At 56.8% G+C, this 26,826-nt stretch carries 25 protein-coding genes and 1 riboswitch; of the genes, 18 read left to right on the top strand and 7 right to left on the bottom strand.

All coding sequences use genetic code 11. From position 1 onward, the window contains the following. Nucleotides 1-74 precede the first annotated feature (74 nt). Both CJP46_RS20575 and CJP46_RS20570 read right to left on the bottom strand, forming a co-directional pair. Complete coding sequence (locus tag CJP46_RS20575) at nt 75-1,604, bottom strand: phospholipase D family protein (protein WP_094597508.1); 1,530 nt, start codon at nt 1,602-1,604, stop codon at nt 75-77. Between the two features lie 191 nt (nt 1,605-1,795). Next, complete coding sequence (locus tag CJP46_RS20570; protein WP_094597507.1) at nt 1,796-3,145, bottom strand: Nramp family divalent metal transporter; 1,350 nt, start codon at nt 3,143-3,145, stop codon at nt 1,796-1,798. Between the two features lie 366 nt (nt 3,146-3,511). On the opposite strand from CJP46_RS20570, the gene fni reads away from it, so the two are divergent. The 5 genes from fni to ychF all read left to right on the top strand — a co-directional run bounded on the left by fni (nt 3,512) and on the right by ychF (nt 9,404). Then, nucleotides 3,512-4,579 carry a type 2 isopentenyl-diphosphate Delta-isomerase gene (fni, locus tag CJP46_RS20565; RefSeq protein ID WP_094597506.1) on the top strand — a complete coding sequence of 356 codons (1,068 nt, stop codon included), beginning with the start codon at nt 3,512-3,514 and terminating at the stop codon, nt 4,577-4,579. Between the two features lie 290 nt (nt 4,580-4,869). After that, nucleotides 4,870-5,430, top strand: a complete 561-nt coding sequence (locus CJP46_RS20560; RefSeq protein ID WP_094597505.1) for an ECF-type riboflavin transporter substrate-binding protein — start codon at nt 4,870-4,872, stop codon at nt 5,428-5,430. Between the two features lie 41 nt (nt 5,431-5,471). Continuing rightward, nucleotides 5,472-7,181, top strand: a complete 1,710-nt coding sequence (locus CJP46_RS20555) for an ABC transporter ATP-binding protein (RefSeq protein ID WP_179281271.1) — start codon at nt 5,472-5,474, stop codon at nt 7,179-7,181. Then, on the top strand, nt 7,174-8,001 hold the full coding sequence (locus CJP46_RS20550) for an energy-coupling factor transporter transmembrane component T family protein (RefSeq protein ID WP_094597503.1): 828 nt from the start codon (nt 7,174-7,176) through the stop codon (nt 7,999-8,001). The genes CJP46_RS20555 and CJP46_RS20550 overlap by 8 nt, the downstream gene beginning before the upstream one ends. A 302-nt stretch (nt 8,002-8,303) precedes the next feature. Then, nucleotides 8,304-9,404, top strand: coding sequence for a redox-regulated ATPase YchF (gene ychF, locus CJP46_RS20545; protein WP_094597502.1), 1,101 nt, complete (start codon nt 8,304-8,306; stop codon nt 9,402-9,404). Nucleotides 9,405-9,575: 171 nt separating this feature from the next. On the opposite strand, the gene CJP46_RS20540 is transcribed toward ychF, so the two are convergent. The 5 genes from CJP46_RS20540 to CJP46_RS20520 are packed head-to-tail and all read right to left on the bottom strand — an operon-like array spanning nt 9,576 to nt 13,144. Then, entirely contained in the window at nt 9,576-10,679 is a 1,104-nt protein-coding gene (locus tag CJP46_RS20540) for a DUF4097 family beta strand repeat-containing protein (RefSeq protein ID WP_094597501.1), read from the bottom strand. Beyond that, on the bottom strand, nt 10,676-11,197 hold the full coding sequence (locus CJP46_RS20535; RefSeq protein ID WP_094597500.1) for a hypothetical protein: 522 nt from the start codon (nt 11,195-11,197) through the stop codon (nt 10,676-10,678). Before CJP46_RS20535 ends, CJP46_RS20540 begins: the two co-directional genes overlap by 4 nt. Continuing rightward, on the bottom strand, nt 11,194-11,616 hold the full coding sequence (locus tag CJP46_RS20530) for a zf-HC2 domain-containing protein (RefSeq protein WP_179281248.1): 423 nt from the start codon (nt 11,614-11,616) through the stop codon (nt 11,194-11,196). Before CJP46_RS20530 ends, CJP46_RS20535 begins: the two co-directional genes overlap by 4 nt. Continuing rightward, nucleotides 11,613-12,200 (bottom strand): RNA polymerase sigma factor, encoded by a 588-nt coding sequence (locus tag CJP46_RS20525; protein ID WP_094597499.1) that lies wholly within the window; start codon nt 12,198-12,200, stop codon nt 11,613-11,615. The genes CJP46_RS20530 and CJP46_RS20525 overlap by 4 nt, the downstream gene beginning before the upstream one ends. Before the next feature lie 38 nt (nt 12,201-12,238). Then, a complete protein-coding gene (locus CJP46_RS20520; RefSeq protein ID WP_094597498.1) occupies nt 12,239-13,144 on the bottom strand; it encodes a LysR family transcriptional regulator in 906 nt (301 codons plus the stop codon). A 192-nt stretch (nt 13,145-13,336) separates the two neighbouring features. Between CJP46_RS20520 and CJP46_RS20515 the strand changes: the two genes are divergently transcribed. The 13 genes from CJP46_RS20515 to upp all read left to right on the top strand — a co-directional run bounded on the left by CJP46_RS20515 (nt 13,337) and on the right by upp (nt 26,823). Further along, nucleotides 13,337-14,620 carry an amino acid permease gene (locus tag CJP46_RS20515; RefSeq protein ID WP_094597497.1) on the top strand — a complete coding sequence of 428 codons (1,284 nt, stop codon included), beginning with the start codon at nt 13,337-13,339 and terminating at the stop codon, nt 14,618-14,620. Nucleotides 14,621-14,788: 168 nt separating this feature from the next. Next, nucleotides 14,789-15,856 carry a peptide chain release factor 1 gene (gene prfA / locus CJP46_RS20510; RefSeq protein ID WP_094597496.1) on the top strand — a complete coding sequence of 356 codons (1,068 nt, stop codon included), beginning with the start codon at nt 14,789-14,791 and terminating at the stop codon, nt 15,854-15,856. Nucleotides 15,857-15,882: 26 nt separating this feature from the next. Beyond that, nucleotides 15,883-16,869: a HemK/PrmC family methyltransferase gene (locus CJP46_RS20505; RefSeq protein ID WP_179281270.1), complete on the top strand. Its 987-nt coding sequence runs from the start codon at nt 15,883-15,885 to the stop codon at nt 16,867-16,869. A gap of 62 nt (nt 16,870-16,931) precedes the next feature. Beyond that, nucleotides 16,932-18,170, top strand: a complete 1,239-nt coding sequence (locus CJP46_RS20500; protein ID WP_094597495.1) for an FtsW/RodA/SpoVE family cell cycle protein — start codon at nt 16,932-16,934, stop codon at nt 18,168-18,170. A gap of 83 nt (nt 18,171-18,253) precedes the next feature. Further along, nucleotides 18,254-19,450: an FtsW/RodA/SpoVE family cell cycle protein gene (locus tag CJP46_RS20495; RefSeq protein WP_094597494.1), complete on the top strand. Its 1,197-nt coding sequence runs from the start codon at nt 18,254-18,256 to the stop codon at nt 19,448-19,450. 309 nt (nt 19,451-19,759) lie between these two features. Continuing rightward, nucleotides 19,760-20,479 (top strand): stage II sporulation protein R, encoded by a 720-nt coding sequence (gene spoIIR / locus CJP46_RS20490; RefSeq protein WP_179281269.1) that lies wholly within the window; start codon nt 19,760-19,762, stop codon nt 20,477-20,479. A gap of 198 nt (nt 20,480-20,677) precedes the next feature. After that, the gene (locus CJP46_RS20485; protein ID WP_256992465.1) at nt 20,678-21,760 is read left to right on the top strand and encodes an L-threonylcarbamoyladenylate synthase; all 1,083 of its coding nucleotides are present in this window, start codon (nt 20,678-20,680) and stop codon (nt 21,758-21,760) included. 85 nt (nt 21,761-21,845) lie between these two features. Next, nucleotides 21,846-22,406 carry a manganese efflux pump MntP gene (locus CJP46_RS20480; protein ID WP_094597491.1) on the top strand — a complete coding sequence of 187 codons (561 nt, stop codon included), beginning with the start codon at nt 21,846-21,848 and terminating at the stop codon, nt 22,404-22,406. A 39-nt stretch (nt 22,407-22,445) separates the two neighbouring features. After that, the gene (locus CJP46_RS20475; protein WP_094597490.1) at nt 22,446-23,033 is read left to right on the top strand and encodes a low molecular weight protein arginine phosphatase; all 588 of its coding nucleotides are present in this window, start codon (nt 22,446-22,448) and stop codon (nt 23,031-23,033) included. A 109-nt stretch (nt 23,034-23,142) separates the two neighbouring features. Then, nucleotides 23,143-23,224: riboswitch (ZMP/ZTP riboswitch) on the top strand. A gap of 148 nt (nt 23,225-23,372) precedes the next feature. Next, nucleotides 23,373-23,828: a ribose 5-phosphate isomerase B gene (gene rpiB, locus CJP46_RS20465; protein WP_094597488.1), complete on the top strand. Its 456-nt coding sequence runs from the start codon at nt 23,373-23,375 to the stop codon at nt 23,826-23,828. A gap of 21 nt (nt 23,829-23,849) precedes the next feature. Then, nucleotides 23,850-24,464 (top strand): TIGR01440 family protein, encoded by a 615-nt coding sequence (locus tag CJP46_RS20460; protein WP_094597849.1) that lies wholly within the window; start codon nt 23,850-23,852, stop codon nt 24,462-24,464. Nucleotides 24,465-24,521: 57 nt separating this feature from the next. Then, on the top strand, nt 24,522-25,769 hold the full coding sequence (gene glyA, locus CJP46_RS20455; RefSeq protein WP_094597487.1) for a serine hydroxymethyltransferase: 1,248 nt from the start codon (nt 24,522-24,524) through the stop codon (nt 25,767-25,769). A 424-nt stretch (nt 25,770-26,193) separates the two neighbouring features. Then, nucleotides 26,194-26,823 (top strand): uracil phosphoribosyltransferase, encoded by a 630-nt coding sequence (gene upp / locus CJP46_RS20450; protein WP_094597486.1) that lies wholly within the window; start codon nt 26,194-26,196, stop codon nt 26,821-26,823. Nucleotides 26,824-26,826 lie beyond the last annotated feature (3 nt).

Raw genomic sequence — 26,826 nt, 5'->3', positions numbered from 1 at the left:
ATAAAAAGTTGAGCTGACACGGTCTATGCGGGGGCCCTGGAAACGCCGGGAAATCACGGCAGCTTCGTTACGACTCAGAAGGTCGTAAATCCAAGCAGCTTCTGCACCCGGAACAGGAAGTCCTTGAACCAGGTGGACTTTTCCTGGTACGCACTCAGGTCCAGACTGTAGTGCCCGTCCGTATTGTTCCAGAGACGGTCGAAATAGCCGGCCAGCTGCCGATCCAGCGCATCGCCGCGCGGAACGGATATCCAGAGGTCATTCTCCAGATTGTAGTTGTCCAGGTTCCGCGGCGTGAGATTGCTCGAGCCGCCCATGATGACGGAGTTCCCGGAAGGATTGGAAATGTACATCAGCTTCGTATGATACTGCTCCTCGGTCGTGTTGTACCAGCGGACGGCGATGCGCCCCCCGGAACGCTCGGTCAGTTCCTTCGCCACCGGCCGGTTCGGTATGCCGATCTTGTCCTGGCCGAACGCGTTCTGATTGGGGTCAAACAGAAGCCGGATGTTGACGCCGCGGTCAGCTGCATCCAGCAGGGCGTTCATCACCTTTTCATCGGCCAGATAGAACATGCCCATCCACAGAGTGGACCCTTGCGGCGCCCGGTTGATTTCCAGCAGGGTATATTTGTCGATTTTACCCTCGGTTAGGTAGCGGATGGCTATGTTTCCTAGGGTGTGTTTCTGATCGTTCTCGGACTTAGCGGCATAGACCGGGAGACGGTAGTCCCCGGACAGCTGGGCCGCCGCCTGCTCGCTCTTCAGGATATCCCCGATGATCGGGCCTTGCACCTCAAATGCGATATTGGAGTGGTAGGCGCTGGCATCATGCACGTTGCCGGAAGAGACCAAAGCGGTCTTCTCGCTGACTACAACCTTGCGGTGGTTGGCCTTGACGTTCAGCATTTTTAAATACGACCTTGCGGTGACCTTGGGCCCATCGTTTGCCATCAGGTTCGGAATCCATCCTTTGCCCGACTGGCCGAACCACTGGATAAACGTCCGCCAAACGGCGGAATAGATCGGGTTTGAATCCCGCAGCGGATCCACATTGGTGACGACGACCTGAATGCCTGCCGCCTTCATGGCTTCGAGCAGGGGGTTCGGGGCGGAGCCATAGTTCGTATTGATTTGGTCGGTGATAAAGACGATTTGCATTTGGGGATACCGCTTTTTATGCGCAATCAGCTTGTCCGCCAAATCCTTGCTTACGGTCGGGAACTTCTGGCCTTTATGCTTATAATCGTTAAACAGGAACAGATCGAAGACAAGAAATTCCCGGGATTCATCGATGATCTGCATCATGCGATTCGTAATTTGGGGCTCATTGATGACCTGGCCTTGGCTGTCAGGGTAAGTTAAGTCGCGATAGAAACGGACCTGATCGACATGATAGAGCGGGCTCTCGTAAGAAATGCCGGGAGGAAGCGGCTTGTGTGTCTGATAGACGATGACCCCTGCGAGCCAAATGATGAGCAAGCAAACCGCAGCCAGAATCCAGCGCAGTACACGGCGCTTGCGGCTTTTTCCCTGCAGCTGCCGGCTGGCCGTATGCGCATTGTACGGTTCAGGGGCGTTTTGGGAACGGATATGGTGGGTCATCGGACCATCGCCTCCTTTGCTTGTCCGCTGTAATTGGGTTTAAACGGCAGGGTTCTCTGGAGGGGGAGCCTCACGGTCTGGAACCCTGCCTTGCTTCGTTCAGCGGTCTATCCACCTATTAACGTCGAAAGGGCTATTTTGAAGCAGCGGAACGTTCTCATATCGCAATAGGAATGACGGTCCGCGGTCATCTAGAAAAAAGTGCCGTACAGCAGATAAATATTCAGCGCAGCGATGACGGCTGCCACAATCCAAGCGAGTATCCGCACCCAGCGCGGTGCGATAAAGGGACCCATTTTGGCGGGATCGGAAGTGAATTTGACCAGTGGAAACACGGCAAAGGACAGCTGAAGCGACAGGATGACCTGGCTGAAAATGAGCAGCCGGCCGGTGGAGCCTTCCCCGTAAATTCCGATCACGATCACGGCGGGAACGATGGCGATCAGACGTGTGATCAGGCGCCGGATCCATGGCTTCAGCCGGATGTTCATAAAGCCTTCCATGACGATCTGGCCGGCCAGGGTTCCCGTCAGCGTCGAGTTTTGGCCGGAAGCGAGCAGCGCTACGGCGAACAGGACGCTGGCCGCACCGGTCCCGAGCAGCGGCGTGAGCAGCTGGTAGGCGTCTTGAATCTCTGCTACTTCAGTATGCCCTGTCGAATAAAAGGCAGACGCCGCGAGGATCAGAATGGCCGCATTGACGAACAGGGCGATGGTGAGCGCAACGGTGGAATCCACGGTAGCGAAACGGATGGCTGACTTCTTGCCGGCAATGGATTCGTCGTATCGGCGAGTCTGCACGATGGAGGAGTGCAGATACAGATTGTGGGGCATGACGGTCGCACCGAGCATGGCCAGGGCGATGTAGAGCATTTCCGGGTTCTGCACGATGTCTGTTGTCGGAACAAATCCGGCCATGACCGCACCCATCTCCGGTTTGGACAGAAACAATTCGACCCCGAAGCACATGATGATGACGGCGATAAACGAAATGACCAAAATTTCGATATGCCGAAAACCTTTATTTTGCAGCATCAGCACGAGGAGGACGTCCACGGACGTGATGAGAACGCCGGCCAGCAGTGGCAGGCCGAACAGCAGCTGCAGCGCGATGGCCGAGCCGATGATTTCGGCCAGGTCGCAGGCCGCAATCGCCAGCTCGCACAATATCCAGAGCCCGATGCTGACGGGTTTGCTGTAATGATCACGGCATGCCTGGGCCAAATCCCTTCCCGTAGCAATGCCAAGGCGGGCGGACAGGGACTGGAGCAGGATCGCCATCAGGTTCGAAATCATGATGACCGACAGCAGAGAGTAGTTGAACATGGCTCCGCCGGCCAAATCGGAGGCCCAGTTGCCGGGATCCATGTACCCGACGGCTATGAGGTATCCGGGGCCCGCGAAGGCGAGCATTTTACGGAAGAAGCTGCCCTTTAAAGGAACCTTCATCGATTTATGGACTTCAGGCAGGCTGGGCGAACCTCCTCCTTTGCGCCAGCCGCCGCTCGCGGCTGCCAATCGGCTCTCTTCACTTGCGTTCATGGGCAGCACTCCTTTCAAAAACCATTGTTTGGGTCTATATCGAGTCTAAACAGATATCACATCCTATTGGAGAGCACATGGGCAGTTGCATGTACTTCAAAAATTTTCCCCAAGGAAACTTTTTGCGGGCTTCAGTGAACGCTTCGGCCGGACAACCGGCAAAGCACACATGAACCGGGTCGTGAGAGGGGAGGACTATGGCGCATCATCATGGTGTGAAGGATGGATGATGGACCCGGTTTAAGGCAGATTGGCGAATTTAACAGGGGTTCTGTGGTATAATACCTTTTTTAGAGAAACGTGCGGTGATGACAGGGTTACGATGTTATCAGGGTTCGCAGCATATCCAAGAAAGGGGCGCATCAGATGAACGGAAACGAAGCGGAAAACGGGTCTTTGCTGCCCGAAATACCTACAGGGGAAAGGAAAATCGAGCACGTGCGCCTGTGTTTGAGCGAGGATGTGGGCAGTGGCGTAACCTCCGGCCTGGAGCAATACCGATTTCGTCACTGTGCGCTGCCGGAGATCGGTTTCGAGGAGATTTCCCTCGAAGCCTCCTTCCTTGGGCGGACGTTACGGACGCCGCTCCTGATCAGTTCCATGACGGGCGGAAGCGAAGCGACCGGCGCGATTAACGCGCGCTTGGCAGCCGTCGCCGAGAGGCGCGGCTGGGCGCTCGGGGTCGGCTCGGTCCGCGCGGCGGTGGAGAAGGAGGAGCTTGCACCGACCTTCCATGTGCGCGCGCATGCACCGACGATTCCGGTGATCGCGAATCTGGGCGCCGTCCAGCTGAACTACGGCTTCGGCGTGGAGCAGTGCCAAAGGGCCGTCGATATCGCCGGAGCGGACATGCTCGTGCTGCACCTGAACGGCTTGCAGGAGGTGTTCCAGCCGGAGGGGAACACGAATTTCAGCGGGCTGCTGACCCGGATCGGTGAGGTATGCCGCCGGCTGACCGTGCCGGTCGGCGTCAAGGAGGTCGGCTGGGGCATCGACGGGGACACGGCGGCGCGGCTGTACGATGCCGGCGTGGCCTTCGTCGATGTGGCTGGCGCCGGGGGGACCTCCTGGAGCCAGGTCGAGAAGTTCCGCAGCCAGGACGCGGTGCGGCGCCGGGCGGCGGAGGCGTTCGCGGGCTGGGGCATCCCGACCGCGGAGTGTATTGCCGAAGTGCGGGAGGTGTCCCCGCACGGAGGGCTGATCGGCAGCGGCGGGCTGCAGGGCGGCGTGGACGCCGCCAAGGCGCTGGCGCTCGGCGCCGATCTCGCGGGCTTTGGCCGCAGCCTGCTCGGCCCGGCCGTCTCGTCCGAGCAGGCGCTGGACGAGGCGCTGGCGCAGGTCGAGTTCGAGCTGCGCACCGCGATGTTCGGCATTGGCGCGGCGGACATCGCCGCGCTGAAGGGCACGCGCCGGCTGGTGCGGACCCGGGCGTGATCTACATGTTTGACCGGAAACGCCGCTCGTTTTCAGCGATGTTGATGCCAAAAAGCAAACAATCAACCAAGGGCCTAATTTCCAATAAGGAAAATGGGCCTTTTTTGCTGACATCACGGTTGTTTCCGCGTTCTTTGAGGCGATCGATCCAAAAATTTTATATAATATTTACCAAAAAAAGTTTTGCCTTCGTTTCTGCCTGACCTTATATTAAGAGTACAAATAACGCGAAATGTTCGTCTTTGGAACATGGAAGGTTGTTGAATTTTAAAGGGGAAGGTGACTCTGCTTTGAAGAAATCCATTTTTCAGTTAAACACAAGAACAGTGGTGACGATAGGCATCGGTGCGGCCCTCTATGGAGCCACCAGCTTTATTGGAATTCCCGTGGGACCCGATACCTCGCTGCGTCCGGCGATTGCGCTGCTGGCGATTTTTGGTGCCCTGTTCGGCCCGGTGGTCGGGTTTATCGCAGGACTGATCGGCCACGTACTGAACGACCTGCTCACCAGCGGTACGGTATGGTGGGGCTGGGCGCTCGGTTCCGGGATTACGGCCGCATTTATGGGACTCATTTACTTATCCAAAGGATTTGATCCGCAAAACGGTACATACAAAGGGAAACATATCGGCCTGTTCATCGTGTACGGCGTCGTCGGTATCATTCTGTCGCTGCTCTTTTCGGGGTGGTTTGACATTACGTTTATGGGAGAGCCGGCGGATAAGCTGCTGGTGCAGGTCACGGCCGCTTCGATTTCGAATATCGTCGTCTTTTTGGTGCTCGGGGTTCCGGCGGTGATCGGATTCGCCCGCAGAAACGCCAAAGTCAGCAATTTGAGCGTCAACGAGTAGGTGCTTGGCAGAGCACCAAAGGATAGGAGATTTACGCCATGATTCAGCCGATCATCTCGTTTCAACAATACAGTTTTAAGTATAAAAATCAATCGGAGCCCACGCTGAAGGACATTACGCTGGACATTCATCCCGGAGAAAAGATCTGGATCGCCGGCCCCAGCGGCTCCGGCAAATCGACCTTGGCCCATTGCATCAATGGGCTTATTCCTTTTACCTACGGCGGGGAGATCAGCGGCAGTCTGAGCATTGCCGGAAAGAATCCTTCCGAGCTGAGCATCTTCGAGCTGAGCCGCACGGTGGGGACGATTCTGCAGGACCAGGATTCCCAGTTCGTGGGCTTAAGCGTGGCCGAGGACGTAGCGTTTGTCATGGAAAATAAAGCGATGCCCCGCGAGCAAATGAAGCGGGAAACCGCCGCTTCCCTGGAGCAGGTCGGCATGCTGGATTATATCGACCACAGCCCTTACGAGCTGTCGGGCGGACAGAAGCAGAGCGTGTCCCTGGCCGGCGTGCTGTCGACGGATGCGGAGGTGCTGCTGTTCGACGAGCCGCTGGCCAACCTCGATCCGGCGGGCGGGCGCAAAGCGATGCAGCTCATCGACGATATCCACCGGCAGAGCGGCAAGACGGTCATCATCATCGAGCATCGGGTGGAGGACGTGCTGCAGCAGCCAATCGACCGGATCGTCCTGATGAAAGAAGGGCGCATCGAGGCGGTCGGTACACCGGACGAGATCCTGGCGACTGGCCTGCTGCGCGGCTGCGGCTTGCGGCCGCCGCTGTATGTAGATGCGCTGCGGTACGCCGGCGTGTCCCTGGATGGCGTACAAGGCCTCAGCCGGCCGCAGTCCTTGGGCATTTCCGGCCTTGGAGAGCGGCTGGATGGATGGAGCGAACAAGCAGCTGCCGAGGCGCCGTCACGGCCTGCCGAACCGCTGCTGGACGTACGCGGGCTGACTTTCGGGTACGAGCCCGCTCACCAGGTTCTCAAAGATGTATCGCTTCAGATCGGCGCCGGTGAAATCGTTGCGCTCCTGGGGAACAACGGGGCAGGCAAATCGACGTTGTCCCAGCTGATTACAGGCATTTTGAAGCCGCAGTCCGGCTCGATGTCGTATGCCGGCCAGGATATGGCCATGTGGTCGATCCGCCGCCGGGGTGAATCGATCGGCTATGTGATGCAGAACCCGAACCGGATGATCACGCAGCATATGATCGCGGACGAAGTTGGCCTCGGACTGAAGGTCCGCGGCGTGCCCGCCGATGAAATCAAGGAGCGGGTCGCGAGCGTCCTGCAGACCTGCGGGCTGTATCCATTCCGCAACTGGCCCGTTTCCGCGCTCAGCTACGGCCAGAAGAAGCGGCTCAGCATCGCCTCGATTCTCGTGCTGGAGCCGAAGCTGATGATTTTGGATGAGCCCACGGCCGGTCAGGATTATCGTCATTATCAGGAGTTTATGGATTTTATCGAGCAATTGGCCGAACAAGGCATCGGTTTCCTGCTCATCACGCACGATATGTATCTGGCCTTGGAGTACGCACGGCGCGCCGTGGTGCTCAGCGGGGGTGAGATCCTCGCCTCCGATACGGTCGCCTCGGTGCTCAGCCGCCCGGAGGTGACGGAGCCCGCCCATTTGAAGGAGACGTCGCTGTCCCTTTTCGCCAAAGCCAACGGCCTGGCTGCGCCGGAGCGGTTTGTGCAGGCTTTTATCAACGAAGAGAAGAAGGGGAAGAAGGGCCATGAATAGAACGGGCAGCCTCTATGTGACGGGGAACTCGCTGTTTCACCGGCTGGACGGAGCGGTCAAGCTGGTGCTGTTTATGGCCTGGACGGTCATGACGTACATGTTTTTGGACCTGCGGGTGTTTGTGCCCATGCTGGGTGTCGGGATCGCGCTGCTCGTAACGGCGGGTGTTCCTTTTAAAAAGATGGCGTTTTTGTTTTGGCTGATGATTATTTTCACGGTGCTGAACGGCATCTTTATTCTGCTGATCACGCCGACCTTCGGCACACGGCTTACAGGGACGGATACGCCGCTGATTCCGCTCGGTTATAACACGATCAATGCGGAGACGCTGTTTTACGTGCTGACGCTGTCGGCCAAATATTTGACGCTGCTGCCGATTACGATCCTATGCATTTTCACCACGCAGCCGAGTGCATTTGCCGGCAGTTTGAACCGGATCGGCGTACCTTACAAAATCGCCTACGCCGTCAGCATCGCCCTCCGCTATATTCCGGACCTGACGGAAGAATTCCGGGGTACGCTGAACTCGATGCAGGCACGCGGCATGGGGATTACAAAGGAGGACGGCAGCATGGCGCAGCGTCTGCGCAATCTGGCGGCGGTCGTCGTTCCCGTGCTGCAGTCGGCGCTGCACCGGATCGATTCGGTGACCAACGCGATGGAACTGCGGGGCTTTGGCACGCAGAAGAAGCGTACCTGGTACAGCGGCAAGGAGATGGAAGGGCTGGACTGGACGTTGGCCGTACTCGGCGTGCTGCTGCTTGCCGTGGGTATCTGGCTGAAGGTGCAGGCGCTGAGAGGGTTTTGGTATCCTTTTTAGCGATGGTCTAGCCATGGGCCCGGAATATCCGGGTCTTTTTTTGTGATCGCTTGATCATCTTCTTCAGAGGCTCTGTTTTATGCTGCTTCCCGTTCATCTTATTACCTTTCCATGTTACACACGATCTTGACGCTCTTTATGCTCCTTTGTTCCGTTCATCCCTGCAGCACAGCGGAATTTCGAATCGGTTCGGGCAACCGATAGTAAAGTCAAATCCTTGCCGCACCGGGGGTTCTAATATATAATGGGTAGGATTGAGAGACGTCTGTTTAACTATTACCTAAATAGGAGTTGTCATATAAATGGCTTTGAAAGCAGGGATCGTAGGACTGCCGAACGTCGGCAAATCCACGTTGTTTAACGCAATTACCCAGGCGGGCGCCGAATCCGCCAACTATCCGTTCTGTACGATTGATCCAAACGTCGGGGTTGTCGAAGTTCCGGACGAACGCCTGGATAAGCTGACCGAGCTGGTGCAGCCGAACAAAACCGTGCCGACCGCCTTTGAGTTCGTCGACATCGCCGGCTTGGTCCGCGGCGCGAGCAAAGGGGAAGGGCTGGGCAACAAGTTCCTCGCCCATATCCGTGAGGTGGATGCGATCGTGCACGTGGTGCGCTGCTTTGAGGACGAGAACATCACGCACGTGGACGGCAAGGTCAACCCGATCAGCGACATTCAGACCATCAACCTGGAGCTGATCCTGGCCGACCTGGAGAGCGTGGAGAAGCGCATCGACCGTTCGCGCAAAAATATGAAGGGCGGCAACAAGCAGTACGCCCAGGAAGTTGAAGTGCTGGAGCGCCTGAAGGAGGCACTGTACAACGATCAGCCGGCCCGCAGCGTCGAGCTGTCGGACGAAGAGAAGGTGATCGTGCGCGACCTGCACCTGCTGACCCTGAAGCCGGTTCTGTACGCGGCCAATGTCAGCGAGGACGGCGTAGCCGACGCGGACAGCAATCCGTACGTGCAGCAGGTCAAAGACTTTGCGGCAGGCGAGAACGCCGAAGTCGTTCCGATCAGCGCCAAGGTTGAGGCTGAAATCGCCGAGCTGGAAGGGGAAGACAAGGAAATGTTCCTCGAAGAGCTCGGCCTGGAAGAGTCCGGGCTGAACCGTCTGATCAAGGCGGCTTATCGCCTGCTCGGCTTGTATACGTACTTTACAGCAGGCGTGCAGGAAGTGCGCGCGTGGACGATTCGCAAAGGAACGAAGGCGCCGCAGGCTGCCGGCGTTATCCACACCGATTTTGAGCGCGGCTTTATCCGTGCCGAAGTCGTCTCCTACGACGACCTTATGGCCGCCGGTTCCATGAACGCCGCGAAAGAACGCGGCCAACTTCGCCTGGAGGGCAAGGATTACGTCGTTGCCGACGGCGACGTGATGCATTTCCGTTTCAACGTTTAATCGAATCGATCGCGCCAGATTTGGATTGCGAGTGAGCTAATAGTAAACGTAAAACTAAAACCGCCATTCCTCGGGGATCCCCGGGAATGGCGGTTTTTGTTGGTTGACGGGAATAGGTATCTTTCGCACGCTCTGCTTGAGATTTGCTCCGTCGGCAACACTCACTGCTTCTTAATGATTCACCGTAATGCTGCCGTTGGACGTGGCCAGCCCCACGGTATACTGGCCGTCCCCCAAGGTGACCGCGGCGCGGGAGTCGCTCTCATCGACCCAGCCGATGTTGCCCTTGATGGAGGAGTTGGACGTCTTGGCGGTCAGCTTGGCGCTGGCGTCTTCGGAAACGGTCAGGCCAATGCTGCCGTTCGAGGTTTTGACGTCCCAATTGCCGGTGATGCCGCTCTCGCCCCGCACCGCGCCGTTGCTGGTCCGGATATAGACCGGGCCGCCAAGTTGGTTGGCCGTCACCGTACCGTTGCTGGTCACCAGCTCGGAAGAGCCGTTGATGTTCGTGGCTACGATCCGGCCGTTGCTTGTTTTGGCCGACACCTTGCCCTGAATATCCTTCACGTTCAGGGTGCCGTTCGACGTCACGGCCGTCAATCCGGCATGAAGTCCGGAAGCCTCTAAGGTGGAATTTTTCGTATGCACTTCCACTTCCACCGACTCGGGAACCTGGAGGTTGAAATAATCCTCAGGCGCCGCCCAGCCGCCGATCAGAACGATATCCGGTTGGTGGCTATCCAGCTTAAGGGTCAGCGTCCCCCCCGATGCTTCGGCCTTCCAGTGCTGCTTCGTCCATTTGTCGGCATTGGCCTGGGAGGATTCGGTGCGAACGCGGACTTTTCCTTCATAGGCAATATCCGAACCTTGACCCCCCGTTACGTTCACCTTGCCGCTGTCCAGGAAAACTTCCACCCGCTTGATCTCTCCCTGTGCCGGAACCGATCCCTGCACGGCGCTGAGGTAGCCCTTGTTAAACAGGAACGACCAGTCGGGGTAGATCGCCTGGGCTGCACTGACGATCAGAAGCAGGACCAGGATCGTGACGCTTCCACCGCCCAACCGAACCCGCTGGTTGGCATGCACGACATTGGAAATGACGATTTCAATGCCAAGCAGGATGAGCAGGGCGGGCCATACGTATTTCAGGAGTTCAAAGCTGATGAAATGATTCAGCTGAAGAATAATGATGACCCCGAGGCCGATCAGTCCGATGGCGGTGGTCCACCGGCCGATTTTTCGGACCGGGGGGCGCGTATCAAGCGGTGCGGTCACAGATGCTCACTTCCCTTATGGTTTGGTCTTTTGCCAAGCAGCCACATGCCGTAAACGATCAGGCCGACGGCCAGGAGCACGCTCGTAATATTGCGGTTCAGCAGCCACTCCCACAGGCCGGGGAAGACGCCGACGAGCAGGACGAGAATCCCCATGCCGATGCAGGTCGCCCCGATCCAAAACGGATGGACCGCCGATTCCTTCTGATATCCGTTCATTTGAATCCAGTCACGCTCGGTCCAAGGATAGCCGAAGGTATCCTGGCCCATCATCATCCGTTCATGCTCCATAGCCGCGGTTTTCATCCAGGTCGCCTTCTGCAGGGCGTCAAACAGCTGGAAGAACCACAAAATCGCCAAGGCAAACGGAAAGAGCATCGGGATCGACGGGATGAGGATGATGCAGACGCAAGCGCCAATCATGTACTGCAGTCCCTGTTTGGCGAACCCTAAATATAAATGGCCGAGGCCAGGAATCATGGACAACAAAAACGTGAGCCATCTGCTTTTTCTAATCATGGGTTACCCTCCTTGAATATGTGCTCCACTCGAGTGGATAAATGCTGCGTAGCCTCTGTCAGCCCGTTCCCCAAATGCTCGAAAATCCCGAACTGGAACAAGCAGAAGGTCAGGCAGGCCGCAAGCCCAAAATGGGCCAGCTTCGATTTCTGTGACTCGCGGGGCCGGCTTCTCGGCAGCGATCGTACCGCCAGCGGCGGCATCTGACGGATTTCCTCCATCACGCCGGAGACGATATCCGGCATATCCGTGACCGGATCCGGGCTTTCCCACATGTGGGACATCTCCACGATCTCCTGGTACCAAGCCTGGCATTCCGGGCACTGGTTCAAATGCTTTTCAATCAAGAGGGAGGTTTCGGGCGGCAGTTCATGGGCGGCGTAAGCGGCCATTTGGTATTGAATGAGTTCGCATTTCACCTGAGCTCCTCTCCTTTCTGACGCATCATTTGTCTGGCACGGTATAACTGGGACTCGACGGTTTTGGCGGTAATGCCCCGCCTCTTGGCAATCTCCTGATAGGAGCATTGTTCAAAATAATACATCTGCACAGCCGACTTATACGGCTCCTGCAGTTCATCGACGATTTGACGGATCCGGCTGTTCGTCTCCTCGGAGAGGACGATCTTCTCGGGTGTCTCGGCGGTCACCCAATCGCTTTCGTTCACCTCTCCCATGGTCCTTCGTGCCTGTTCCCTTTGATGGGCCCTTTTCCAGTCCAGGCATTTCCGGACGGCGATTTGATACAGCCAGGTGGAGAATGAGGATTCCTCTCGAAAAGCAGGCAGGGCCGAATATGCCTTAAGGAAAATGTCCTGCGACAAATCTTTCGCCGAGACGCTGTCGGCGGTCATTTTCAGGCATACGTGGTATACCATGCTCTGGTACCGCTGTACCAGATATTTATAGGCTTCCGGATGGCCGGCTTTGACCGCCCGGATCCACTGCAACTCTTCTTCCAGTCTTCTCCCCTCCTCCCGGGTACGTTTAGTTAGACGCCGCATGCCGAGGTATCCCTGCAAAGTTTTTTAATAAATTTTTTTCAGGCGTTTTGGTGCCATCTTGCCGCATGCTCCCGGGTCAAGCGGATGAACTCCCCGAGGGCCGGGGACAGCCACTTTCCAGGATGGAACAGCATTTGGGTGGCCACTTGGCACGGGCTATCATCCCAGGGCAGCTGGATCACCCGGCCGGAGGACAGCTCGTCCTTTACCGTGATGGCGGGCAGCAGGGAAATGCCGAGGCCGGACATGACGCAATTTTTGATGGTTTCGATGCTCCAGAATTCCAGGTCGCTGCTGCTGTAGATCGAATGGCTGTTTAAATGTTGTTCGAGCAGCAGGCGGTAGCTGCAATCCGATTCGGTATGGATAAAAGAAACGTCTTTCAAGTCCAGGGTATCGACCTGCGAAAGCAGGGTCAGGGGATGCCCCGGCGGAGCAATGAGCGCCATCGGTTCATGGATCAACGTCTCCGACTGCAAATACGGGTCATCGGCTTCAGGCTCCAGCACGAATACCAGGTCCATATCACCGGACATGGCAAATTTCTTGAGCTCCTTGCAGCCGGCAGGGCGGAGGATGATTTTTACGTCAGGGTACAGCTCTGTATATTCCTTAATAATGCCTGGCAGGCGAAACGCCGCAAGGGACTCGGGAGCGCCGATGTTCAGCGTGCCGGAAGGCAAGCTTCCGCTGGTGGACATGTCGGCCAGCGCCCGGTCGTGCAGCTCCAAGAGCTGGACGGCGTAGGGCAGCAGGCGCTCGCCTGCGGGCGTAAGCTGTACCTTTTTTCCGAGACGGTCAAACAGCTTAGATCCGACCTCTTCCTCCAGCGCTTGAATTTGTGCTGTAACGCTCGATTGGGCGTAGGACAGCGCTTCGGCGGCTTTGGTAAAGCCATGCGTGTCCGCCACGGTTCGGAAGGTGTGTAAATGTTTTAAGTCCATCGATGATCCTCCCATGGATACGCAATAAAATTCGAATCGAATCAGCCATCGGCTCTTCCGATGGAAACGATCAAAATAATCTGTTTTACCTATTCATCTATTATCTGCTAAGCTGTGAGCACTGCACAACCCTTAAAATACCGGTAATCCATGCCGGTTACACCATAAATAACAGATAGGATGATCCACCAAATGGCTACATTAGAAAAGGCTTCAGCAACTCCACACTTAACCTCTTCCATCCGGCTGCCTCAAGCCATCGCTTTATATATCGGTTCGGTGCTCGGATCCGGCATTCTGATCGTGCCGGGGCTCGCCGCGCATATGGCAGGTCCGGCTTCGCTCCTGTCCTGGGGGCTCATGACGCTGCTCGTCCTGCCGATGGCCCTCGTCATGGGGATGCTCTCGGCGCGTTATCCCGATGCGGGGGGCGTGTCCTCGTTTGTCTCCAGAGCGTACGGCGGAAAAGCCGGGACGCTTATCGGCTGGTTTTTCCTGATGTCGGTGCCCATCGGCGCGCCGGTGGCCGCACTGACGGGGGCCGGGTATATGACCGCTGCCTTTGGTCTGGGCGAAGGGGCACGAATCGTCATCGCCGCACTGATGCTGGCTGTGTCCCTATGCATTAACGTCTTCGGCATGAAGCTGGCCGGCAGCATTCAGATCTTTGTCGTGTCAGCCATCGTGCTGGTGCTCATCCTGGCGATATTCGGTTCTTTTCCCCATATGGAAGCCAGGCACTTCACGCCTTTTATGCCGGAAGGATGGTTGAGTGTCGGTCAAAGCGCGGCGATTCTGTTCTGGTGCTTTATCGGCTGGGAGGCGGTATCGCATTTATCCGAGGAGTTCGTGGACCCGAAACGGGCGGCGGTGCAGGGCGTGACGGTCGCGGCCATCATCGTCGGCGTGCTGTATTTCCTGACGGCCTTGGCGACGGTAGGAACGCACAGCTACGGGGGAAGCGGTTCGGACGTATCGCTGCTGCTGGTCATTGAAAAGCTGCTCGGTCCGGCCGGGGCAGTCATCGCCGGTTTGACGGGGATGTTTATTTGCACAGCTACCGTCATCTCGTACACCGGCGCTTCGTCGAGGCTGGCTTATGCGCTCGCCCGGGAAGGAAAGGCGCCGGCCTGGATGGGGAACATGTCGTCCCGATTCAAGACGCCTGTCGGGGGACTTAGCTTCCTGGCAGGATGTTTTGTGCTTGTGCTCGTTCTGTACGGGACAGGCGCGGTGTCGCTGACCACGCTGATTACGCTCCCGAATGCTACGTTTATTTTGACATATCTGGGAGGCTGCGCGGCCGGAATTCGGCTGCTGAAAGGCCAGCGGTGGGGACGGACGGTCAGCTGGCTGTCTTTTATCCTTACGGCGGCGGTTTTTCCTTTCGTCGGCTGGGCGATCTTGTATCCGCTGGTCATTTGCGCCGTATATTTTTTGGTAAGTATAGGGCGGAAAAACAAGGTGCAAGATTAACATAACAGGCTTTCGGTGTCCCGTTCACCAATGTCGGCTATGGTAAATATGTATGTATCGTGGTATAATATAAAGTCGTCTACCCTCTATGTTTACCATAGAGAGCGGCGATAACGATATGGCATATATATACCTAGTGTATTTTTGAAATAGGAGAGGTGAATCCCAGTGTTGGACCGATTGCAATCCTTGGCTGACCGCTACGAGAAGCTTAGTGAACTGCTTTGCGATCCTGACGTTGCGAACGACAGTAAGCGACTGCGGGAATATTCCAAAGAACAATCCGATTTGCAGCCTGCATATGAGGCTTATACCGAATATAAATCCGTTATGGAAGAACTCGAATCCGCCAAAGCGCTCCAAGCCGAGAAGCTGGACGATGAAATGCGCGAAATGGTGAAAATGGAAATCGAGGAACTGACCGAACGCCGCACCGATCTGGAGGAACGCATCCGCATTTTGCTCCTGCCGAAGGACCCGAACGACGACAAGAACGTCATTATCGAAATTCGCGGCGCGGCGGGCGGCGACGAAGCGGCTTTGTTCGCTTCCGACCTGTATCGGATGTACACGCGTTATGCGGATACCCAGGGCTGGCGCGTGGAGCTGATGGACGCCAATACGAACGATCTGGGCGGCTTCAAGGAAGTCATCTTCATGATCAACGGACGCGGCGCCTACAGCAAAATGAAATACGAAAGCGGCGCGCACCGCGTGCAGCGCATCCCGACGACGGAGTCCGGCGGACGGATCCATACCTCCACTTCCACAGTAGCGGTCTTGCCGGAAGTCGAAGATATCGACATCGAAATCCATGACAAGGATATCCGTGTCGATACGTTCTGCTCCAGCGGTGCGGGCGGACAATCCGTCAACACCACGAAATCCGCCGTTCGCGTGACCCATGTTCCAACCGGAATCGTGGCCACCTGTCAGGACGGCAAATCGCAGAACTCGAACAAGGAAAAGGCGCTTCAGGTGCTTCGTGCCCGGATCTTTGATATGATGCGGCAGGAAGAAGAAGCGAAGTATGCCGGTGAGCGGAAAAGCAAAGTGGGTACAGGCGACCGCAGTGAGCGGATCCGCACGTACAACTTCCCGCAAAGCCGGGTGACCGATCATCGCATCGGATTGACGCTACACAAGCTCGATTCGGTCATGAATGGCGAAATCGAAGAGATCATTTCGGCCCTCAACATTGCGGAGCAGGCGGAAATGATGGATAAAGGGGAATAAGGGCTTTGAAGGAAAGCACGTTTGTGATGACGACAAAGCAGAGTATACGGGAAGCCTTTGCGGAGGCTTCCTCTTTTTTAGCGGCTCATGAAGTGATGGAGCCGCAGCGGAACGCCCAGCTGCTGCTGGAGCATGTGCTGGGCCTCTCTGGCGCGGACTATTACATGGCGATGCCCGATCCGTTCCCCGATGAGCGGAAGAAGGCCTGGGAGGAAGCGATCTCCCGCAAGGCGGCGGGCGAACCGGCCCAATACATTATCGGGGAGCAGGAGTTCTACGGCATCCCCTTTCAGGTGACGCCCGCCGTACTGATCCCGCGGCCCGAGACGGAGCTGCTCGTGGAGGCCGTGCTGCAGCAGGCCGCGCGGCTGTGGCCGCAGGGAGCAGCGCCGGCTGAGCCGGCGGCATCCGCGGCGGGACAAGAACCGCCGCAAGGACAGGATGCCGGCCGCGCAGCCGCTATGCCCGGCGGCCATGCCGGCGCCGCGGACGGCCTGCACCCGTTGGTCGCGGCCGACATCGGCACCGGCAGCGGCGCCATCGCGGTCACGCTGGCGCTGCACGCCCCGCGCTGGCGCGTCTACGCCAGCGACATCTCGGCGGACGCGCTGCGGGTCGCCGCGCGCAACGCCGAAGTAAGCGGCGCCCAGGTCGCCTTCGAGGAAGGCAACCTGCTGGAGCCGTTTGCGGGCCGGCGGGTCGACATTCTCGTGTCGAACCCGCCGTACATTCCTGCGGCCGACATTCCCGGCCTGCAGCCCGAGGTGCGCAACCATGAGCCGCGCACGGCGCTGGACGGCGGAGCGGATGGGCTCGCGCCGTACCGCATCATGATGCAGCAGCTGCCGCTGCTGCAGGGGCCGCCCCGGCTCATCGGATTCGAGCTGGGCATCGGGCAGGCGGGCGAGGTCGCGGACCTGCTCCGCCAGGCGGGCCACTGGGATGAGATTATCATCATCCCGGACCTCGCCGGCATTGAGCGCCATGTGCTCGGCGTCCGACAGATCCCATAATTTTCTTTTTGACCCAATTTCCTCTACAATGGAATTACCTATGGTATCCTGGAGGGAAGGATATGCTTCGCAAACTGAAACAAATGGACTTTGCCGTCATTTTGGTGCTGCTCTGCCTGATGGCATTCAGTCTGTCTTCCATATACAGCGTCACCGCCGGCCGCCCCAAAACCGATCATTATTCGGTGCGGATGGCCGTCTATTATGTCATCGGCTTTGCAGGGTTTCTGGCGACTTCGCTCGTCAATTATAAGCTGCTGATTAAATATGCGCTGTACGTGTATATATTCGGCCTGATGCTGCTCTTGCTTGTCCTGTTTGCCGGCAACGAATACTACGGTGCCCGCGGCTGGCTCACCCTTCCGGGGGGACTCAGCCTGCAGCCTGCCGAACTGTTCAAACTGTTCTTGGTCATTTTCCTGTCCAGCCTGCTGCTGAGGAAAAACCGGGACCGGTCTCGCGGCCTGTATTTTTGGCGGGATGTCGTACCGATGGGGCTCGTCACCTTTGTTCCGCTCATGCTGGTGATGGCACAGAACGACCTTGGGAACGCGCTCTGCTATCTCCTTATTCTGATAGGACTCCTGTGGATCGGCAGCATCCGGTATGTTCATGCGCTGATCGGGTTCGCCGTGGCCTTTGCCGCCATCTTCGGCGGAATTCAGGCGTACATTCATTATCATGACGAGGCGGCGCGCCTGTTCAAGTCCATCGGCCGCGAGCATTGGATCGCGCGTTTCGACCCCTGGCTCGTTCCGGACAAGGCGTCCCGCGACGACAGCTGGCAGACCTACAACGCCAAGCTGGCGATCGGATCGGGCGGCCTGGACGGCAAGGGCTACATGCAGGGGACGACGATCCAGTCGGACGGCCGGGTTCCGCTGGCTTTTGCCGACTCCATCTTCGTCCAGATCGCCGAGGAGTACGGATTTATCGGCTCGTCGGCGCTGCTGCTGCTGTATTTTATCCTGATTCACCGCATGATTCTGATTGCCGCGGACTGCCGCGACCGGGCCGGGCCATACCTGATCACCGGGATCATCACGATGTTCATTTACCAAATTTTCGTCAACATCGGCGCCTTTATCGGCCTGATGCCGCTGACTGGCATTACGCTGCCTTTCATCAGTTATGGCGGTACCTCCCTGCTGATCAACATGGTCAGCATCGGGGTGGTGATGAGCATCCGGATTCACGGACAGGAGGAAGAGGAGCTGCTCCCGCTGCAGAAAGAGCCGGATCCAGCTACGGGGACAGGCAAAATATTGCGCCTCATCCGGGATGGATTTAACAGGAATTGAATATGGCATGGCTGTTCTATTACAATAGACAGGTACGCATCAGGGGCAACGAGGAGCGGAAGGCTCCGCACAGGAGGATAGCCATGCTTCAAAAGCTGAAAAAAGTGGATTATGTCGTCGTTTTTATTCTTTTGATTTTCATGGGCATCAGCATCATGTCCATTTACAGCGTCACGCAGGGAACGAAGTTTGCCGGTTCCCATATTAAAATGATCGAGTTTTACGTGATTGCCTTCATCGCATTTTTCGGGCTGGTTATCGTCGATTACAAGCTGCTTGTCAAATATGCGCTTTATCTGTATTTGTTCGGCTTGGCCTTGCTCGTGGCCGTTAACTTCATCGGGACCGACGTCAATGGCGCTCAGGGCTGGATCAAGATGGGGAGCTTCAGCTTGCAGCCTGCCGAGCTGTTCAAGCTTATCCTCATTATTTTTCTGACGTATATCATTATGCGCAAAAATAAAACGAGGCTCTCGTTCTGGCATGACGTGGTCCCGATCGGACTGCTGACGTTTGTGCCGTTTGCGCTCGTTATGATTCAGAATGACCTGGGGAACGCAATCAGTTACGTTCTGATTTTGCTCGGACTGCTATGGATCGGCAACATCAAGTTTTGGCATGCGCTGATTGCGCTGGTGGTTTTGGCGACCGTCGCCGTCGGAGGTATTTTTTCGTACATTCATTTTCACGACAACATTGAGAAGTTTATGAAAGACATCAAACGGGAGCACTGGACCGAACGGCTCGATCCGTGGCTGGTGCCGGATAAGGCGACGGCCAAGGCGTCCTACCATACCAAAAACGCCAAGCTGGCGATCGCTTCCGGCGGCATGGTGGGCGAAGGGTATATGAAAGGGTCCTCGGTACAATCCGGGCGCGTGCCGTATACCTATTCGGACTCCATTTTCGTGGAAATCGCCGAGGAATTCGGCTTCGTCGGGTCATCGGTCGTGCTGCTGCTCTATTTCATCCTGATCCACCGGATGATTCTGATCTGTCTCGAATGCCGCGACCGGGCGGGGCCGATTCTGATCGTGGGCATTATTGCGATGATGCTCTATCAGATCTTCGAAAATATCGGCGCTTTTATCGGACTGATGCCACTGACAGGGATTACGCTGCCGTTTATCAGTTATGGGGGAACCTCACTGCTGATCAATATGGCGAGCATCGGCATCGTCATGAGCGTGCGCGTTCATGGGGAGGAAGTGGACGACGAGATGTTGACCCCGTCCAAGGGAGCTGCAGCTCAGGGCGGACAGGCAAAAGTCGGCATGTGATGCAGCAACGTGTTGCATGTCCTGCGATCATTGCACTCGCTGATGATCTACAAGAAACGACCGTTTTCGACAAGTCTTCGGACTTGGGAACGCGGTCTTTTTTTTGTGAATTCGAAGCGTAAAAAAAATACTAGATTGCTAGGTTTGGGTTCTACCATTCCCGGACATACTGAGAACTATACAGAATGAACTAAAGAATTCAATGCAAAACTTTAGTTCAATCTGTAATCATAGATTGTTCTGATAGAGAGGGGCCCGGGGAAAATGGAGAAGACAGTGAAACAGTGGAAGCATAGAGGGCAAGACCGGCTGCGCGACATGGTGAAGGATACCGCTATTATTTTTTGTATTTTGTTTATGATCGCCATGATGTGGGACAGCCAAAAGACCGACGCGGCCGTAGCCGGCGGGCCGATTCCACAGGAATCCATCCGCCTGCGCATTCTGGCCAATTCCGATAATCCGGACGATCAGCTGGTCAAACGCGAAATTCGTGATGCCGTGGTAGCCGAGATGGACGGCTGGGTACAGGAACTTGAGGACCCGCAAAGCTTGGAACAGGCGAGAGCGACAATCCGGGAGCGTCTGCCGGAGCTGAACGAGCTGGTGGGCCGTGAGCTGGAGAAAAGAGGCATTCATTACGATTACAACGTTGAGCTGGGCGTCGTGCCGTTTCCGACCAAACTGTACGGAGGCACGGTGTACCCGGCGGGCAATTATGAAGCGCTCCGGATCACACTGGGGGCAGGCAACGGTCAAAATTGGTGGTGCGTGCTGTTCCCTCCGCTCTGCTTTATCGATGCGGCCAGCGGGGATGCGGCGGCTCAGCCCGCCGATGCCAAGGCTCAGGCGGCAGACAAGGATAACGCTAAGGGCGCCGTGACCACCGCGTCGGCCAAGGTGACGGGTGCTGCAGCCGCGCAGGCCCCTGAGAAGGTGGCGGCCAATGCTTCCCAGCCGCAGGTTCGTTTTTTCCTGGTGGATATGCTCTCCGGGCTGTGGTCCTGGTTGACGGGGCTGTTCGCTTAGAAATTCGTGGCCATTTCTGTCCAAGGGACAAGGAACATGGATATGCTGCGGATGTGGTATAATGGAACTTACCAATTTTGATGACAGGAATGAACAGCGATGAAAGGTCTGAACCAGGGGCAGGATGGAGGAACCGCTCCTTCCACCCATGATGTAAATAAGAATCATGCCACACCGGCATGGGATGTTACCGCACTGATGGGACGCGGCACCGACGCCGCAGAAGCAGGGACGGAAGCGGTGTCCCGCGCGGAGCTAGCGATCGGCCAGGCAGCCGCCATTCTTCGGGATGGCGGTACCGTCGCTTTCCCGACCGAAACCGTATACGGTCTTGGGGCGGATGCCCGCAATACGGAGGCCGTAGAGGCCATTTTCAAGGCCAAGGGCAGACCGTCCGACAATCCGCTGATTGTCCATATTGCGGATGTTAGCCAGTTGGACGGGCTCGTGACGGAGGTCAGCGATACGGCACAGCGGCTGATGGCGGCCTTTTGGCCCGGCCCGCTGACGCTGGTGCTGCCGCTTCAGCCGGGCGTGCTGTCCCCGCGGGTGACAGCAGGGCTGATGACGGTCGGCATCCGGATGCCGGATCATCCGATCGCGTTGAAGCTGATCCGGGAGTCCGGCTGCCCGGTTGCGGCGCCGAGCGCCAACCGCTCCGGACGGCCAAGCCCGACACTCGCGGGCCACGCCTGGGAGGATTTGAGCGGGCTGATCGGCGGTATTCTGGACGGAGGGCCGACCGGAGTCGGCCTCGAATCCACCGTCGTGCAGGTCCAAGAGGACGGCAGCGTCACCGTGCTTCGGCCCGGAGGCATTACCCGTGAGCAGCTTGCTGCCGCTTCCGGGACGGCGGTGGCGACGGATCCGGGAATCGAACGGGCACCTGGCGGGGAGGAGATCGTCGCCCCGAAATCGCCCGGCATGAAATATACGCACTACGCTCCCAAGGGCTCGCTCACCATTGTGCAGGGCGGCACCCCGGAGCTGGTGTCCGGCTGGATCGATGAGCAGCTAAAAGCGGCTGCGGCCCGCGGAGAGAGAACCGGCGTGATGGCTTTCGAGGAGCATGTCGGCGGTTACGCCGCGGATTGCGTGCAGTCCCTCGGCAGTCTCGCCGGTTTGGAAGCGGCGGCCCACCGTCTGTATGCCGCCCTTCGCCGCATGGATGAAGAAGGAGTGACGTTTATTTTGTCGGAAGCCTGCCCGGAAGAGGGCCTCGGCGCCGCCATTATGAACCGGCTCCGCAAGGCCGCCGGCCAGCGGGTTGTCCACTTGTAACCTCCCGCCTTGCTATTATGAGACATCATTTACCTCTTGTCCGCATATGGTTGTACAAGAACCTAACGGACATGGGGGAATAGGAATGTTGGAGACTTCTGCCGGTTTAGGGCAGCTAATGACAATCATGATAATGGCCGTTGCATTAGGACTGGATGCGTTCTCTCTGGGCGTAGGAATCGGCATGAAAGGAATTCGGCTGCTGCATATTCTCAAGCTCAGCGTGCTGATTGGCCTTTTCCATGTGTTGATGCCGCTGCTGGGAATGTTTATGGGATATTACGTCAGCTCGCTGCTCGGACAAGTTGCTTCTCTGGTTGCCGGTGGACTGCTTGTGCTGCTGGGCGGACACATGGTCCTGAATTCCTTCAAAACGAGCGAAACGAGAATGGTGGATCACCGCTCATTGCTGGGGATGCTGCTATTCTCGCTTAGCGTCAGCATTGATTCTTTTTCGGTAGGCATATCCCTGGGGATGTTTGAGAGCAACCGGATCGTGACCGTGCTTGCTTTCGGGATCTGCGGGGGCGTGATGGCCGTGCTTGGACTCATGCTTGGCAGGAGGGTGAGCCGGAATCTAGGTGAGTATGGGGAGGCCCTTGGCGGCGCGATTTTGCTGGCATTTGGCCTCGCCTTTATCTTCTGATACAATATCGGCAAAGACACTTCGGGAGGTGCTAGAAACGTGAAGCATATTTTGTTTGTCTGTACGGGAAACACGTGCCGCAGCCCGATGGCCGAAGCCCTGCTTCGCAAGCTGGCCAAGGAGCGCAGCATTCCGCTCGAAGTTCGTTCGGCCGGTGTGTCCGCCCTTGAAGGGACGCCTATCTCGCGCCATGCGGAGGCAGTGCTGCGGGACCACGAGATCGATGAGCGTTTGACCTCCAAGCCGCTCAAGGCCGATACGGTGAAGTGGGCGGATTTAATTTTGACGCTGACCCAGGGGCATAAGCAGCATGTGATCCGGAGCTTTCCGCTCGCCGCTGACAAAATTTATACCCTGAAGGAATACACGGAAGATGACGAGAACGTGATCAAGGACTTGCAGGAGCTCGACAGCCTGTACGCTACATTGGAAATGAAGCGGGCGCTCGGTCAGCAGCTGGAGGACAAGGAACGGGAGCGGGTGATCGAGATCCAGCAGCGCATCCCGAGCTTTGATATTTCGGACCCGTTCGGCGGGACCCGCGATGATTACGACGTCACCGCCGCGGAAATCCGCTCCGCCGTCGAACGGCTGCTGGATAAGCTGGAGGCGTTCCGTACATTTTAAAGTAGAAGCCTGGATTGGTATTTTGGCGGAAGCCTAAGTTGAAAAAAATGGAGTGAATTTGCAGATTGATTTTCATCGCGTCATGCTTTATGATGAAGTTGAAAAACATCGGTTCCGGTGTAACTGGCGACAATGTGGATCCAACCACGATGGAGCACCGGAATATACGGCCGGTCGCCTGGGCAAAAGAGCAATTCTGCGGAATGATCCGCGGACTGCTCTTTTTTTCGTCTAGTGGCTGCAAATGAGTTATAATGGTACAAGAAGTCACGGGAATACAGGGGGAGGCGAAGCTTCGTTTCTCTGTATTGCGCGAAATTTTAGGAGGTTTTTCGAAAGATGAAAATTGCTGTTGGAACAGATCATGCGGGTATACGTTTGAAAGAAGACATCATTGCCGTGATCGAAGGGATGGGGCATCAAGTTGCGGACGTGGGATGCGGATGCACGGACTCCGTGGACTATCCGGACTATGCTCTCCCTGTGTGCGAGCTGGTCACCAAGGGCGAGGCGGACCGGGGGATCCTGATCTGTGGAACAGGCATCGGCATGAGTATTGCGGCGAACAAGGTTCCGGGCATTCGCTGCGCTTTGGTTCACGATGTGTTCTCGGCGATGGCTACCCGGGAGCATAACGACTCCAACGTGCTGGCGATGGGTGAACGCGTCATCGGTCCGGGCCTGGCCCAGGAAATCGTCAAGGCGTGGGTGGGAACGGAGTTCAGCGGCGGCGAGCGTCATGTCGGGCGCGTGAACAAGATTAAAGCGATTGAAGAACGGTATCTGCACAATTAGGGAGGTTTTCTCATGGAAAGCATGTCAGCAGGCAGTCCATTGGAAGTTTCGCTGGGAGAACAGGTATCACGAATCCTTCATGAGCTGGTGGAAGCCGCAGCGCTTGGCCCCGGTAAAGTGCTGGTCGTCGGAACGAGCACCAGCGAGGTGGCCGGGAAACGGATCGGTACTTCGGGTGCGCTCGGTGTAGCCGAGGAGCTGCTGCAGGCGGTCGGCGAGGTCCGGGCCAAGTTTGGCTTCGATACCGTGTTTCAGTGCTGCGAGCATTTGAACCGGGCGCTTGTTATGGAGCGTTCCGTGTTGGAACGCCTTCATTTAACCGAAGTCGCTGCCGTTCCTGTTCCGAAAGCAGGCGGCTCCATGGCTGCCGCTGCTTACCGTTCCATGAAGGACCCTTGCCTTGCCGAAGCGATCGAGGCCCATGCAGGCATCGACATCGGCGAGACCATGATCGGCATGCATCTGCGGCGTGTGGCGGTGCCTTTCCGGCCGACCCTGCGCTATGTGGGGCATGCGCGCGTGAATGCGGCCTATACGCGGCCCAAGCTGATCGGCGGCGAACGGGCGGTGTACCGTCTGGATGAGGAATCCGGCGATGCCGGCCGTAACGACGGTGGTTCAGATCTTTGCGATTAACCAGAGCGGATGATTGAAACAAACATTTTGAATTCCAATAAGGGAGGAACTATTAACATGGATCAATTGCGTAAGAAGGACCCGGCTGTACTCGAGGCCATGAATTTGGAACTGAAGCGTCAGCGTGCGAACATCGAGCTGATCGCCTCGGAGAATATTGTCAGCGAAGCGGTTATGGAAGCCATGGGCTCCGTCCTCACGAACAAATACGCCGAAGGATATCCGGGCAAGCGGTATTACGGCGGCTGCGAGCGCGTCGATATCGTCGAGGATATCGCCCGTGACCGCGCGAAGGAACTGTTCGGAGCCGAGCATGCCAACGTGCAGCCGCACTCCGGCGCTCAAGCCAACATGGCCGTATACCTGGCAGCGCTGAAACCCGGGGATACCGTTCTCGGGATGAACCTGGCCCATGGCGGACACCTGACTCACGGAAGCCCGGTCAACGCTTCCGGTCTGCTGTACAACTTCGTCGCTTACGGGGTCCAGGAAGATACGTTCCTCATTGATTATAACGAAGTCCGCAAGCTTGCGTTCAAACACCGCCCGCGCCTGATCGTCGCCGGCGCGAGCGCTTATCCGCGGACGATTGACTTCGAAGCACTTGCTTCGATCGCGAACGACGTGGGCGCGTTGTTCATGGTCGACATGGCTCATATCGCGGGCCTGGTTGCGGCCGGTCTTCATCCGAACCCGGTGCCTCACGCTCACTTTGTAACGACTACAACGCACAAAACGCTCCGCGGTCCGCGCGGCGGCTTGATTCTGTGCAAGCAGCCATGGGCTGCAGCCATCGACAAAGCCGTCTTCCCGGGCACGCAAGGCGGTCCGTTGATGCACGTCATCGCGTCCAAAGCCGTAGCCTTGGGCGAAGCGCTTGACCCATCGTTCAAAATTTATGCCGAAAACGTAGTGAAGAACGCCAAAGTATTGGCTGAGACGCTGATCAGCGAAGGGCTGAACATCGTATCCGGCGGTACGGATAACCACCTCATGCTGGTGGATACCCGCAGCGTGGACATTACCGGTAAAGAAGCTGAGAAGGTGCTGGATTCGGTGGGCATCACCGTCAACAAAAACGCCATTCCGTTCGATCCGACCAGCCCGTTCGTCACAAGCGGCATCCGGATCGGTACGCCGGCTGCGACTTCCCGGGGTATGGACGAAGCGGCCATGGTGGCGATCGGCAAAATTATCGCCATGACGCTGAAATCGCCTAAAGACGAAGCTGTACTGTCCAAAGCGGCGGCTATGGTGAAGGAATTGACGGATCAATATCCGCTGTATCCTGAACTCAACTACTAATAACGCATCAATCATAGAAGGAAGATCTTGCTAGAAAATAAGGGGCTGGGAGAATGTTCTCCGGTCCCTTTTTTTAAAGAGATCAGAAAGTATGAACTTCCCGGCTAAACATCCTGATCTCGCAAGAGGAACTTCTTCTAAACGCGGCTTGTCTTCTGTGTATGTACGTCGATAGACGTTTTTAGATAGGCGGGGCTTGATAGGGTGCTCGCGGCTTGCCGTTTCCCTTGTGCGGTCTTCGGTCTAACGTTTAAGCCGGCTGATTTTTGGGCCAGAATAATCATATCTTTCTTGGGTGCAAATTCATTTCCAGGAATGATATAATAAATAAGATTTGTGTACTTGCATGTATCGTATGTGAATGGGCATCAAACTAACCGGCATGGACATCAATTAGACTTACGATTTAACCGGAGGGACTAACATGGGAAAACTGGTGATTTGTGATCACCCTTTGATTCAACACAAACTGACATTTATCCGCGATGTGCGGACGAACACGAAAGATTTTCGCGAACTGGTCGATGAGGTTGCTTCCTTAATGGCTTACGAAATTACACGCGAGGTTCCGCTCGAGTCGGTGAGGGTACAGACGCCTGTCGCCGAAATGGATGGGAAAGTACTGGCAGGCCGCATGCTCGGTCTGATTCCAATTTTGCGCGCCGGACTCGGCATGCTCGACGGCATGCTGAAGCTGATTCCCGCCGCCAAAGTGGGACATGTCGGCCTGTTCCGCGATCCGGAAACGCTGCAGCCCGTCGAGTATTACACCAAGCTGCCGACGGACGTGACGGAGCGCGAACTGATCGTCATCGATCCGATGCTGGCCACCGGCGGATCGGCCATAGCCGCGATCGACGTCCTGAAGAAGCGGGGCTGCACCCAGATCAAGATGATGAACCTGATCGCCGCTCCGGAAGGGGTCAAAGCCGTGCAGGATGCTCATCCTGACGTGGACATTTATGTGGCGGCCCTGGACGAGAAGCTGGACGATCATGGTTATATCATTCCGGGACTGGGAGATGCCGGAGACCGGCTGTACGGAACCAAGTAAGGA

This window comes from Paenibacillus sp. XY044, from assembly GCF_002257645.1.
GTDB lineage: Bacteria > Bacillota > Bacilli > Paenibacillales > Paenibacillaceae > Paenibacillus_AQ.
This window is presented reverse-complemented; position numbering and strand designations above follow the sequence as displayed.

What these genes read in the sequence shown, in the direction of transcription:
- CJP46_RS20575 (WP_094597508.1), bottom strand. Translation starts at nt 1,604, where the DNA reads ATGACCCACCATATCCGTTCCCAAAACGCCCCTGAACCGTACAATGCG.
- CJP46_RS20570 (WP_094597507.1), bottom strand. Translation starts at nt 3,145, where the DNA reads ATGAACGCAAGTGAAGAGAGCCGATTGGCAGCCGCGAGCGGCGGCTGG.
- fni (WP_094597506.1), top strand. Translation starts at nt 3,512, where the DNA reads ATGAACGGAAACGAAGCGGAAAACGGGTCTTTGCTGCCCGAAATACCT.
- CJP46_RS20550 (WP_094597503.1), top strand. Translation starts at nt 7,174, where the DNA reads ATGAATAGAACGGGCAGCCTCTATGTGACGGGGAACTCGCTGTTTCAC.
- ychF (WP_094597502.1), top strand. Translation starts at nt 8,304, where the DNA reads ATGGCTTTGAAAGCAGGGATCGTAGGACTGCCGAACGTCGGCAAATCC.
- CJP46_RS20535 (WP_094597500.1), bottom strand. Translation starts at nt 11,197, where the DNA reads ATGATTAGAAAAAGCAGATGGCTCACGTTTTTGTTGTCCATGATTCCT.
- CJP46_RS20525 (WP_094597499.1), bottom strand. Translation starts at nt 12,200, where the DNA reads ATGCGGCGTCTAACTAAACGTACCCGGGAGGAGGGGAGAAGACTGGAA.
- CJP46_RS20520 (WP_094597498.1), bottom strand. Translation starts at nt 13,144, where the DNA reads ATGGACTTAAAACATTTACACACCTTCCGAACCGTGGCGGACACGCAT.
- CJP46_RS20515 (WP_094597497.1), top strand. Translation starts at nt 13,337, where the DNA reads ATGGCTACATTAGAAAAGGCTTCAGCAACTCCACACTTAACCTCTTCC.
- CJP46_RS20505 (WP_179281270.1), top strand. Translation starts at nt 15,883, where the DNA reads ATGACGACAAAGCAGAGTATACGGGAAGCCTTTGCGGAGGCTTCCTCT.
- CJP46_RS20500 (WP_094597495.1), top strand. Translation starts at nt 16,932, where the DNA reads ATGCTTCGCAAACTGAAACAAATGGACTTTGCCGTCATTTTGGTGCTG.
- CJP46_RS20495 (WP_094597494.1), top strand. Translation starts at nt 18,254, where the DNA reads ATGCTTCAAAAGCTGAAAAAAGTGGATTATGTCGTCGTTTTTATTCTT.
- CJP46_RS20485 (WP_256992465.1), top strand. Translation starts at nt 20,678, where the DNA reads ATGGGACGCGGCACCGACGCCGCAGAAGCAGGGACGGAAGCGGTGTCC.
- CJP46_RS20480 (WP_094597491.1), top strand. Translation starts at nt 21,846, where the DNA reads ATGTTGGAGACTTCTGCCGGTTTAGGGCAGCTAATGACAATCATGATA.
- rpiB (WP_094597488.1), top strand. Translation starts at nt 23,373, where the DNA reads ATGAAAATTGCTGTTGGAACAGATCATGCGGGTATACGTTTGAAAGAA.
- CJP46_RS20460 (WP_094597849.1), top strand. Translation starts at nt 23,850, where the DNA reads ATGTCAGCAGGCAGTCCATTGGAAGTTTCGCTGGGAGAACAGGTATCA.
- glyA (WP_094597487.1), top strand. Translation starts at nt 24,522, where the DNA reads ATGGATCAATTGCGTAAGAAGGACCCGGCTGTACTCGAGGCCATGAAT.
- upp (WP_094597486.1), top strand. Translation starts at nt 26,194, where the DNA reads ATGGGAAAACTGGTGATTTGTGATCACCCTTTGATTCAACACAAACTG.